Origin of the sequence: Moraxella sp. CTOTU48717 (assembly GCF_032057165.1) — a bacterium.
Classification (GTDB): domain Bacteria; phylum Pseudomonadota; class Gammaproteobacteria; order Pseudomonadales; family Moraxellaceae; genus Faucicola; species Faucicola tetraodonis.
In genome coordinates, this window is the sequence record NZ_DAMBBC010000016.1 from 45,025 (window position 1) to 57,297 (window position 12,273).

General features: G+C 44.5%; 9 protein-coding genes. 5 read left to right on the forward strand and 4 right to left on the reverse strand.

Translation table 11 applies throughout. The annotated features are described in order from the left end of the window. Nucleotides 1-76: 76 nt before the first annotated feature. Nucleotides 77-871, forward strand: coding sequence for a BamJ family beta-barrel-assembly machinery protein (locus RT084_RS09830; protein WP_219332053.1), 795 nt, complete (start codon nucleotides 77-79; stop codon nucleotides 869-871). A 97-nt stretch (nucleotides 872-968) separates the two neighbouring features. Here the strand turns inward: RT084_RS09830 and argA are convergent, their stop codons facing one another. Further along, nucleotides 969-2,327 (reverse strand): amino-acid N-acetyltransferase, encoded by a 1,359-nt coding sequence (gene argA, locus RT084_RS09835; protein WP_065262875.1) that lies wholly within the window; start codon nucleotides 2,325-2,327, stop codon nucleotides 969-971. Between the two features lie 500 nt (nucleotides 2,328-2,827). On the opposite strand from argA, the gene RT084_RS09840 reads away from it, so the two are divergent. After that, nucleotides 2,828-3,361: a hypothetical protein gene (locus RT084_RS09840; protein ID WP_065253570.1), complete on the forward strand. Its 534-nt coding sequence runs from the start codon at nucleotides 2,828-2,830 to the stop codon at nucleotides 3,359-3,361. 49 nt (nucleotides 3,362-3,410) lie between these two features. Here the strand turns inward: RT084_RS09840 and RT084_RS09845 are convergent, their stop codons facing one another. Both RT084_RS09845 and RT084_RS09850 read right to left on the reverse strand, forming a co-directional pair. Continuing rightward, nucleotides 3,411-4,307 (reverse strand): patatin-like phospholipase family protein, encoded by an 897-nt coding sequence (locus RT084_RS09845; RefSeq protein ID WP_313099652.1) that lies wholly within the window; start codon nucleotides 4,305-4,307, stop codon nucleotides 3,411-3,413. Nucleotides 4,308-4,314: 7 nt separating this feature from the next. Beyond that, the gene (locus RT084_RS09850; protein WP_313099655.1) at nucleotides 4,315-5,400 is read right to left on the reverse strand and encodes an NYN domain-containing protein; all 1,086 of its coding nucleotides are present in this window, start codon (nucleotides 5,398-5,400) and stop codon (nucleotides 4,315-4,317) included. 97 nt (nucleotides 5,401-5,497) lie between these two features. Here RT084_RS09850 and recG point away from each other — a divergent pair, with 97 nt between their 5' ends. The 3 genes from recG to RT084_RS09865 all read left to right on the forward strand — a co-directional run bounded on the left by recG (nucleotide 5,498) and on the right by RT084_RS09865 (nucleotide 10,119). After that, nucleotides 5,498-7,651 (forward strand): ATP-dependent DNA helicase RecG, encoded by a 2,154-nt coding sequence (gene recG / locus RT084_RS09855; protein WP_313099658.1) that lies wholly within the window; start codon nucleotides 5,498-5,500, stop codon nucleotides 7,649-7,651. A gap of 220 nt (nucleotides 7,652-7,871) precedes the next feature. Then, on the forward strand, nucleotides 7,872-8,051 hold the full coding sequence (locus tag RT084_RS09860; RefSeq protein ID WP_101964595.1) for a hypothetical protein: 180 nt from the start codon (nucleotides 7,872-7,874) through the stop codon (nucleotides 8,049-8,051). 250 nt (nucleotides 8,052-8,301) lie between these two features. Next, nucleotides 8,302-10,119, forward strand: coding sequence for an alkaline phosphatase D family protein (locus RT084_RS09865; RefSeq protein WP_312386007.1), 1,818 nt, complete (start codon nucleotides 8,302-8,304; stop codon nucleotides 10,117-10,119). Between the two features lie 61 nt (nucleotides 10,120-10,180). Here RT084_RS09865 and RT084_RS09870 read toward each other — a convergent pair whose 3' ends face one another. Beyond that, the gene (locus RT084_RS09870; RefSeq protein WP_007115862.1) at nucleotides 10,181-11,842 is read right to left on the reverse strand and encodes an electron transfer flavoprotein-ubiquinone oxidoreductase; all 1,662 of its coding nucleotides are present in this window, start codon (nucleotides 11,840-11,842) and stop codon (nucleotides 10,181-10,183) included. Nucleotides 11,843-12,273 lie beyond the last annotated feature (431 nt).

The window sequence follows — 12,273 nt, forward strand, 5'->3', positions numbered from 1 at the left end:
TCTCAATCAGCTGGGCAAGCGCAACTATCGAATTCGCTCGCCCTACTCATCGACACGATGGCAAAGGAACATCCCAATGATTTTAGGATATAAAAAAGTAAATTTAGTGACTGGCATCGCTACTGGCATGCTGTTAGCGGTTACGTCAATCAGTGCAAATGCCGCACCCGCCAGCACGGGCACAAACAAAGCTGCGTCCTCTGTTTATGTACCAAAATCCACAGTGACGGCAACTAGCCCAGCATTGGCACAAGTCGGCTATAGCTTTGGCTATCTGATGGGTGAGAGCAATAAAGACAGTATTGATGACTTAAATCTTGATGCGTTTTTTCAGGGATTTCGGGATGCATACTCAGCGCAGTCGCCCAATCTTGACAAAAAACAAATGCAAAAAGTATTGCTAGACTATCAAAAAAACAAAGAAATTGCCTATGCCAAAGAAGTACAAGCGTTAGCAGCTAGCAATGCGGCAAAAGGCAAACAATTCTTGCTACAAAACGGCAAAAAATCAGGCGTGATGACTACCGCGTCGGGTCTACAATATCAAGTGCTAACACAAGGGAAGGGCAAATCGCCTAAAGCGACGGACAAAGTCAAAGTCCACTACGAAGGGCGCTTGATTGACGGTACCATTTTTGACAGCTCTTATAAACGTGGCGAACCTGTGACTTTCCCACTCAATCAAGTGATTAAAGGTTGGACAGAAGGGTTACAGTTGATGAAAGAAGGGGGTAAATACCGTTTGTTTGTCCCCGCTAATTTGGGGTATGGCGAAGCAGGCAATGCCGATATCCAGCCCAATAGCGTGTTGATTTTTGATATTGAGCTGTTACAAGTCAACCCACCTGTGACCCAACCCGTCAAACTTTAAGTTTTCTCCTATCTTAAAGTTTTGTCCCGTTTGGCTATAAAAAAACGCTCATATTCCTATTGAGCGTTTTTTATATGATGGCTTGAAAAGCGTACCTTTAAAGCACCTTTTTTAATACTTTAGAGTTGCGGGTATTGTCATAAAAGGCATAGCGGTCAGCCGGTAGCGATTCAGCAGGGACTTCCATAAACCCATGCTCGACAAACCAATGTGCGGTGCGAGTAGTCAAGACATAGAGTTCATGGATGCCACGGCTACGCGCTTGTTGCTCTAAGAATGCTATCAAATCTGCGCCACGGCTACCATTGCGATAATCGGGATGGACAGCCACACAAGCCACTTCCGCGGCTTGGTCGTTGAGTGGGTATAAAGCCGCGCAGCCTAGCACCATACCATCACGCTCAATCACGCTAAAGTTCTCGATATCGCTCTCTAAACGCTCACGCGAACGACGGACCAAAATACCTTGTTCTTCGAGTGGCTCTAGCAGTTCAATCAAACCTACCACATCGTCGATATCGGCACGGCGAATTTCTTCATAGGGATCATGGGAAATTAGCGTCCCTGAGCCATCACGGGTAAATAACTCTTCAAGTAGTGCACCATCTTTGGCATAGGAGATGATATGGGTACGGTGGATGCCGTATTGACAAGCATCGCTGGCTGCCCGTAAGAAACGCGCGATTTCTGAGCTTTCAGGAACATCACGTAAGAAGCGTGTCACTTCATGCGGAATCATTTCTTTAAGCAGGTGAGTGCCATCTTTATAGATACCTGTTTGCTCACCCAAGAAAATTAATTTATCCGCTTTTAGGCTAATCGCCGCTTGTAGTGCCACATCTTCAGCCAAAAGGTTAAATACTTCGCCGGTCGCAGAATAGCCCATACTACCCAAAATTACCACATGATCATGGATTAAATTGTTGTGGATGGCTTCGGCATCAATCGCGCGCACTTCCCCAGTAAATTGATAATCGATGCCATTACGGATACCGTAAGGGCGGGCGGTGACGAAGTTGCCTGAGATGGCATCAATACGAGAGCCATACATCGGCGAGTTGGCAAGTCCCATCGATAGCTGCGCTTCAATTTGCAGGCGAATTGAGCCAACAGCTTTTAGGATATACGGCATGGCTTCTTTTGTAGTGATGCGCACATCATCCGCCATCGGTGTTTCGATATGGTTCTCGGCAAGATTGGCATCAATTTGCGGACGCGCACCGTGGACGAGTACGAGCTTAATGCCAAGACTATGTAGCAGCGCAAAATCATGAATCAAATGGCTAAAATTGTCGTGATTGACCGCTTCGCCATTGAACATAATGACAAAGGTCTTGCCACGATGGGTGTTGATATAGGGCGCAAAGTTACGAAACCATAATACATAAGGCGGGGTAACATAAGCTGGGGTTGTGGCAGCGGCATTTTGTTGGGCAGTATTGGGTAAATCAATCATAGCGTGATAGGCAAGTATAGGGTTATTATCAGTCATGGTTTCGCCATCGGCAAGCGGTGCATTGCCATGGGTAAAACTTGCTGAAGTATCGGTTGAAGTTGGCATGATAACAGTAGACATGATAAAAAAAGTAGACGTACAAACAGCGCACGATAAAGTTTTTGTCTCTTTTAATTAAACATACATGTAAGTTTAACAGCGTGATTGCGCGCATCGCTCAGAGACTAACGATAAGGCTATCAATAAACCTTACAAAATACAATAGTTAATCTTACTGATTTTGGCTGCGCTGTTTGTATTTAGTAAATTCATCCCGCAACTTTCAACTTGATAGTGAGTTAAATTGTAAAGTTTGTTATGCTAATCTATAGTCGAGCATTAACCTATTTGACCACCCAATCAGCGGTGTATGCCAACCTGCCAAAAAAAGAGAATACGCTAACACCCGCTGACACAACAATTTTGAACATTTGAAAATCATGATTTAATGGAGAATATTCATGCAAAAGCTTTCAGTATTCGCGCTAATGACCGCCTCACTTGGGGCATCAGCCGCCGCAATGGCTGTGCTACCAACGGTGGCATTAGACCCTGTTGATAATAATCAAGCAGCGCCTATCTCAGCACCCGCTGCTGGTCAAGTTCAAACCCGCATTTTAGCCTCTGTTGTTGGTCAGGATCCACAAGGTCAAGAAGTGTTAAGCCCCGTCAATGCACAAACGCGCCTTGCATCAGGCAACGTCGTAGAGTATCGCGGCTACTTAACCAATAACAGCCCCGACCGTATCCGCAACATGAAAGTGACCATGAACATTCCAGCCAATATGGAATTAGTGAGCACAAGCGATGTGGAGCCAACCCGCGCGTTTGGTAGTATGGACGGTGCCAATTTTCAATATATGCCACTAAAAACCAACATGAATGGCGTGCTACAGAACCTACCGATGGCTTACTATAAAGCCATACAGTGGGATGTACCAGGTTTGGGTCTTAATGAAGTAGCGATGGTGAAATATCGTTTAAAAGTAAAATAATAAGCGCTCAACGCATAAAACCGCTCAATTGAATGAGCGGTTTTTTTAGTTACAATTTTTGAAACTTGCCGATTTTTTGCTCGATATCGCTGAGCTTTGCTAAGGTTGCAATTTCGCCTGCTTTTATCGTCGCCTCTCTGGCTACGGTATTGGTCGTGCCAATATCACCAACGGCTGGGCGTATCACCACGTCCGCCCATTTGATTTCAGCAGCGTTTGCTTGATTGGGCATGACGGCAAATGTCTTATCCAGTAGCGCCCAAAAATCTTGTGGATGGCTATTTTTTGGCGGGCTTGAAACATCTACCGCGATGATAATATCTGCGCCCATTTGTTTGGCAGTTTGCACAGGCACAAGGCTTGTCAGACCGCCATCGCCATAGCGTTTATTGTTGATGCGTGGCGGTACAAAAACGCCATACACGCTACTGGACGCACGCACCGCAAGACCAGTATTGCCTTTATCAAAGACGGCTTTTTGCTTGGTGGTTAAATCGGTGGCAACGCTGGCAAAACGGATGGGGAGTTTTTCAATCGGTTGATTATCGACTTGAATATTTACCCAGTTTTGTAATTTGATGCCTTCGATAAAGCCTTGTTTGCTCCAGCTATAATCAAGCAATTCATTATTGCTAACATGGGTCGCGATGTCTTCAAGTTCGCTAGCGGACTTGCCACTGGCGTATAAACTACCGACTAGACTGCCGCTACTGGTACCGACGATTAAGTCAGGGGTGATGCCATTTTTTTCCAGTACCTTGATGACGCCGACATGGGCAAAGCCTTTGGCACCGCCCCCGCCTAATACAAGGGCGATTTTGGGTTTTGCTGATGGTTGAACGGATGGTTTAGTAGGTTGTGTGGGTATCAATGGCGTTTTAGTGCAAGCGGTAACCGTAAAGTAAATACTAGTAGTTATCAAGGCAAAGAAAGAAAACGGTTTCATAGCAAGCCTAAGTACGTAGAGCAATCATAATGACACTGGGTTGTCTTTTAACTTTTAAAATGCCAATATTTTCTGCCAATTTGGTAAAATTTTTAACCCCAAATTGGGTGGGGTTATAGCCTTTACTCTTAAGCTCGCTGCCAAATTGCCCAATATGTAGCCAGCCTTGGTTTTTAGTCAATAATTTTTTGATTATGGGTTTGGCGAAAATCTCATAAATATCATCGAGCAATTTTTGCTCTTGAATGAGCGTAGTCGCATCGGTTGGTAGATTTTTTGTCTTATTTTGACTCGGTTTTTGCCGAATCATTAACAGATTGTTTTGCATTTGGGTTTCAAATAAATCTATCTGATTAAACAAGCTGCGCCACTTACTATAACCATAATTTTTGGGCGAAATTTTCGGGTAATCGCTATTTAAATAACTGACAACGTTGGAAAAATTTGACCAACCATTATTTTGTCGATGATGTTGGATACTTTGCCGACAGGCATTTAATAAAGCTGTGTCTTGTTTTAGTTGCTGCGGCATTACGCGAGCGATAGGCGGCTCAGATGGACTTTCATTCATAGCCAACTTTTGAGTAAAAGATGTATCAGTTAACTGTTGACTTGGGGTTGGTTTGGTCGCGCTATTGCTTGGCTCTGGCGGTATTGTATCATCCATTACAAAATAATCATCGCAAGCGACTTTAAACGATTCTACAGTAGTCGATTTGCCAAAGCCAAACACTTTCTTGCCTTTAGTACGTAAGTTTTTGGCTAATATGCTAAAGTCACTGTCTGATGAGATGATACAAAAACAGTCGTAATCAAGATAAGATAAGTCAACGGCATCAATAGCTAAGGCGATATCAGTCGCATTTTTACCTTTAACGTAGGCGGGAATATGCACTTGTTCAAGTAATAACTTCAGTGATATATCATCCCAAGTTGTTAGTTTGCCTTGTTTAAAGTCGCCATAAATTCGCTTGCAGGCGATTGTGCCAAGGGTACTGACTTTAGCTAGAATACTTTCAATATTTTTTGCATTGATATTATCGCCATCAATCAAAACAGCAATATTATTAAATGATAAATTTGTTGAGTTCATCGGTTATAAAGCGTAAATTGTGTCGCTATGTATTCTAACTTAATTTGGTGTTTTTTCATGCTATTTTTATTATAGGCAGATAAGCTAACTTTATAATATGACGCTAAAACCTGACATCTTTAATCTCCCCGTCACCGCGCTTGCTGGCGTAGGTAGCAAAATCGCTGAACAGCTTGACCAACTTGGTATTGAGCGCGTGTTTGATTTGTTGCTACATTTGCCGCGTGATTATGAAGATCGCAGCCGACTGGTCAACATGTGTGATGTCGTCGATGGACAATCGGCATTGCTACAAGGAACCGTTGTCCGCGTCGAAAACAAAAAGATGGGCCTAAGCGTGACATTGCAAGATAAGACAGCGCAAACAACATTACGTTTTTTCAAAGTCTATCGTGGACTGACCGAAACCATGGCAGTGGGCAATACCTTACGTGTGTTTGGCGAAATCAGTATCAGTAAGTATGGCACCCAAATCAGCCACCCTGAATATGAAATTATTACTGGACATCAACCCCTGACCAATACAGGGCTGATACCTGTTTATCCAACGGTCAAAAACTTGCATCAAAATAAACTGCGTAGCTTGATTCGACTTGCGCTGCAAACGGTTAAACAAGCCAATCCTGTGATGGCTACTATTAGTGATGCTGAGTGGCAAATCGTACAAAGCGCGCTGAGCCAACAGTTTCCGTTACTGGCAGGTAGCCACAACCCATTTGAGGCATTTAGCTTACTAGAAGCCATTAGCTTTATTCATCAGCCACCGATTTATACCGATTTGAACAAGCAAATTTTGGTATTAGAGGCATTAAAAAATCGCAGCCATCCGACCTGTCAGCGGCTTATTATCGAAGAAATGCTCGCGCACCAGCTGAGTCTACTGTACCGCAAACAACAACTTTATCAGCACAAAGCACCGCGCTGCGATGCCACAAGCGCGCTTGCCAATCGGCTGTTAGCCAATTTACCTTTTACCCCGACCCATGCCCAAAATCGGGTAGTGGGAGAAATCGTCAAAGATTTGTCAACGTCAGTACCCATGCTGCGACTCGTGCAAGGCGATGTTGGCGCAGGCAAAACCTTGGTGGCAGCTTTGGCGGCATGCTATGCGCTTGATAGCGGCTGGCAAGTGGCGGTGATGGCACCGACAGAGATTTTGGCGGAGCAACATCTTAATAACTTTAAAAACTGGTTTGAACCGCTTGGCATCGGTGTGGGTTGGCTGGTGGGTAAGCAAACAGCCAAAGCGCGTGAAAAAGCCTTGCAACAAGTACAAGACAACGAAGTGCAAATCGTGGTCGGTACGCATGCGCTATTTCAAGAACATGTCAGTTTTGCCAAGTTGGGCTTGGTGATTATCGATGAGCAGCACCGTTTTGGGGTGGAGCAGCGAATGGCACTGGTCGATAAAGGCTTGGCGCATACCACACCGCATCAGCTGATTATGACCGCCACACCCATACCGCGTACCCTTGCCATGAGTGCATTTGGTGATATGGATACGTCCATCATTGATGAACTGCCGCCCAACCGCACCCCCATCACCACCGTCACCATAAGCCGTGACCGACGCGATGAAGTGATTGAACGTATCGCTGCCAACTGCGAGCAAGGCAAACAAGCTTACTGGGTGTGCCCACTGGTCGAAGAGTCTACCGTGCTTGATGCGCAAGCCGCTGAAGCGACCTATGCTGATTTGAATGACAGGCTCAATCTGAACATTGGCTTGGTGCATGGCAAAATGAAACCGAATGACAAACAAGCAGTCATGGCGGATTTTAAAGCGGGTAAAACTGCTTTGCTGGTGGCTACCACCGTGATTGAAGTCGGGGTCGATGTGCCCAATGCCTCGCTGATGGTGATTGAAAATGCTGAGCGATTAGGGTTATCGCAATTGCACCAGCTACGCGGACGCGTGGGACGTGGCACCCAAAAAAGCTTTTGTGTATTGCTTTATCAAACGCCATTGTCAGAAACGGGTATCGAGCGGCTCAATGTGCTACGAGATAGCAACGATGGCTTTGTGATTGCGCAAAAAGATTTGGAACTGCGCGGTGCAGGGGAGCTTTTGGGTAAACGGCAGACGGGGTTTGATAGTTACTATGTCAGTGACCTAGCGAGGGATGAAAGCTTGCTAATCGTGGCGCAAGCGATTGCTAAGTACCTAATTGCTGATGAAAATCGCAAATCACAAGTGCAGCAATATATCAGCCATTGGACACCCGATGCCATCAAATACATTAACGCATGATAGCGCATAGTAGGCGCTTGAATTCTGATAGAGCGTTGTTTTTACGGATAAAGCGACTATTCACACCTGCAATTTTTTGTTATGTTATACCCTATGTACTTATTGATTAATTAACACTGACTTAACTATCGTAACTATTGGTTTTAATTAATTTTTTATCCATTGCGCAATATTACTGTTATTTATTAATATAGAATTATCAATATGAAGGATACCTGTTATGCCACAAACTAAATACGATTTACCTATCGCAGACCAAGCCACTGCTGATGAAATCATCAAAAAAACCGAAGACATCAAAGGGGTCAAATTTGTCAACATTAACCCTAATGGTACCATCGTTGTGACCCATGGTGACGACTTTGATGAAGCTGCATTTAAAGCGGCTGCAGGTATTTAGCTACTAGTATTGATAAGCGACTAGGTATTATGCCTAGTTTTATTGCCTGTATGTTTTATGACATAGATTTTTGACTGCGCAAAAGCTGACTTCGGTCAGCTTTTTTATTGGCTAAAATTTGCCGTTAATTGTTCATTCAATCGTCATACGGTTGTCACCTTAGTCAGCTAATGTTTCCTAGCGATAGCGTATCTTTTTATCACGATTTGACTTTTCATATTGTTGCTTTGCCTTATCTAGAGGAAACCCCATGACCAAACCGCCTGCTGAGCAAACTTCTCCTATTCACAATTTGCTTAAAGACACCCAACCATCAACCCCAGCTATCAACCGTCGCCGTTTTTTACAATCAACATCGCTTGCGACTGTCGCAGGTGCATCAATGATGCTAGTGGGCTGTAATAATGACAATGATGATAATGATAACACAGCGCAAGTTAGCTTTTTACATGGCGTAGCCAGTGGCGACCCGCTTGCTGACAAAGTGATTTTATGGACTCGTGTGACACCGACGAACAGTGGCAGCAGCCTTGATGTCGAATGGCAAATTGCCAGTGATAATACGTTTAATACTATCATCAATAAAGGCATGAACAAAACAAACGGTGGGCAGGATTATACGGTTAAAGTGGATGCCACGGGTTTACAGCCAAATACGCCTTACTTTTATCGATTTATATGTGGTGGTGTCACCAGTCCGATTGGCAAAACCAAAACCCTACCTGTCACGAATGTCAGTCAAGTGAAACTTGCGGTGGTGAGCTGTTCAAACTATCCTGCAGGGTATTTTCATGCGTATGCCGATATTGCCAAGCGCAGCGATGTCGATGTGCTGCTGCACTTAGGTGATTATATCTATGAATATGGTCGTCATACCATCGATGACCAAGGTAAAACGGTGCCTGCTTATGCTTCAAGCCAGGCCGCACAGCTCAAGCGCGAAGTCATCCCAGTGGAAGAATTGCTCACCATTACTGGCTATCGCTTGCGCTATGCCCAATATCGTACCGATAAAGATTTGCAAGCTGTACATGCCGCCATGCCAATGATTGCGGTATGGGACGACCACGAGATTAGTAATGATGCTTATAAAGCGGGTGCCGAAAACCACCAATCCAATGAAGGCGATTGGAATCAGCGCAAAATGGACGCCATGAAAGCCTATCATGAATGGATGCCCACGCGTAATAGTGTGATGACGCAAATTTATCGCAGTTTTGATTTTGGTAATTTACTCAGTCTGCATATGCTAGACACCCGTGTTATTGCCCGGGACAAACAGCTAGATTACAATAATTTTTTAGTTAAAGATGCCAATGGTCAGCTCACCTTGGATGGCACGAAATTCACCGCAGCAATGCGAGATACCAGTCGCCAATTGATTGGTTTGCCCCAACAAAATTGGCTGGCAGGTCAATTGCAAGCGTCAAAGTCGACTTGGCAAATTCTGGGTCAGCAAGTGGTGATGGGGCAGATGTTTATTCCTGCCCCCGTACTGCTCAACTTTATGAACCCTGCCTTGGGGGTAGATGCCGTCACTTATCTGACCCTAATGCAAAAAGCGCAGACCGCGCCCACGACCTTGACGCCGCAAGAGCAGAGTATGGTACAACAATTGCAGCAAGCCCCATTCATTCCTTATAACCTAGATGCGTGGGATGGTTACGCGGTGGCACGCGAGATGATTTATGGTATTGCCAACGCTATGCAAAAAAACTTAGTGGTATTGGCAGGCGATACCCATAACGCTTGGGCAAATAATCTAGTCAATGTCAAAGGTGAACCCGTCGGGGTGGAATTTGCGGTACAATCAGTGACATCGCCAGGTTTTGAAGAATACTTAGCGACAGTTGACCCAAAACAGCTATCGCTGGGGTTACCCATGTTGGTCAAAGGCGGTACGTTAAAATGGTGTGACACCTCTCAGCGCGGTTATATGATTGTGACAGTCACCCCTGAGCAATGCACCAGCGACTGGGTGTTTGTCAGTGATATCACCAAACCCACTTATTCAAGCAGTGTTGGTAAAACCATGCGTGTCAAAGTGGGTGAGCCTTATTTGGTTTAAACAAGTTTGACAAAACCCAGTAAAAAAGCCGCTAACGTTAGCGGCTTTTTTTGATACATCATTACATATTTGGGTAGTTTGGACCACCACCACCTTCTGGCGTGACCCACGTGATGTTTTGTGAGGGGTCTTTGATATCGCAAGTTTTACAGTGCACACAGTTTTGTGAGTTGATTACAAATTTTGCGCCGCTGTCACTTTGCACCACTTCATATACCCCTGCTGGGCAGTAACGCTGTGCAGGCTCAGCAAAGATTTTGAGGTTACGCTTAATTGGTACCTCTGGATCGGTTAATTTTAGGTGACACGGTTGATCTTCAGCGTGGTTGGTATTGGAGATAAACACAGAAGATAATTTATCAAAGGTCAGCTTACCATCGGGTTTTGGATACTCAGGGATATAAGCGTGGTCTGCGCGCTCAAGCACATCGTAGTCTGGCATTCTGTCACGAATAGTCAGTGGCATTTTACCCTTAAATATATTTTGCTCTAGGAAGTTGAACGCACCGCCCATCCAGATACCCATGCGGTGCATCGCATTTGCGAAGTTACGCGCTTGGTACATGTCGTTGTAGAGCCATGATGCTTTGAATTTCTGCTCATAGGTTGGCACTTCGTCATGTTGACGGCCGGCAGCAATCGCTTCATACACGGCTTCCGCGGCTAACATACCTGATTTGATGGCGGTATGAGTACCTTTGATTTTTGCTGGGTTTAGGAAACCTGCATCGTCACCCACTAACACACCACCGGCAAAATACAGTTTTGGTAATGAATTTAAACCGCCTTTGGTCAAGGCACGCGCACCGTAAGATAAGCGTTTACCGCCTTCTAAAATATTGCGAATGAGCGGGTGGGTTTTTAGACGTTGTAACTCATCAAATGGCGATAAGTAAGGGTTGTGATAAGACAAGTCAATCACCATACCAAATGACACTTGGTTGTTTTCATCAAAGTATAACCACCAACCACCATTACTATGCGTCTCGCTAAGTGGCCAACCTGAACCGTGCAGCACCATGCCTTCTTGGTGTTTGGCAGGGTCAATTTCCCAAAGCTCTTTTAAGCCAATACCGTAGTGCTGCGGGTCTTTGCCTTCTGATAGGTTAAAACGGCTGATTAAGCGTTTACCTAAGTGACCACGGCAACCTTCAGCAAAAATGGTGTATTTCGCCAGTAGCTCATAGCCTGGCTCATAGCCTGATTTTGGTTGACCTTCGGCATTGACGCCCATGTCACCTGTCAATACGCCACGAACAGAACCATCTTCGTTGTAGAGAATTTCAGCGGCAGAAAAACCTGGGAACATCATCACTTCAAGCTCTTCGGCTTGGGTAGCTAACCAACGTACAAGGTTACCCAATGAGATAATATAGTTGCCGTGGTTGTGCATCAAGCTTGGGACGATTTTTTCTGGCAATTCGCGGTATTTGGTCTCATTTTTGAGCATATAGACGCGGTCACCTTTGGTTTGCACGCGAACGGGCGCACCTTTTTCTTTCCAATCAGGAATCAGTTCAGTCAGTGCATTAGGCTCCATGACCGCACCTGATAAGATATGGGCACCAAATTCTGACCCTTTCTCAACGATACACACGCTAAAATCAGGATTGCCAGCAGCAATGGCAAGTTGACGTAGACGAATTGCCGCAGATAGACCTGAAGGTCCGCCACCTACGATAACTACGTCAAACTCCATTTGCTCGCGTTCGATGTCTTGCATACAAACTCCTTAGAAAAATAAAATTCAGTGATGACAACTTACTTAAACTTGTGCGCATTGGGTTAAAAAATGCGGTTTATCAGCTTACATCTGACAATACACATAAGTCGTATCACGATGATTTTTGCAAGGCTAGTGATTGGGAAGGTTAGCCTTTGATTATCAGTTCATCAAATAATTGCTGGCACAGGCTGGCAATGTTATCAATGGTTTTCTTGATTTTAACATATAATGAATCGTTATATGAATTCAGAAAAAATACTACTTAGTATAATAGATTAACCGTTTAACCACCTAATATTTTTGCAGGAGAAAATGACTGCCGGGCTTAATTTATCGCATCCAATCTGACTTGTCTTATGCTATCTGTCACCTTTATATATAGTTAAAGAAATCTAGAAGTGCTACAATAACAAAATGGCATACTCAAC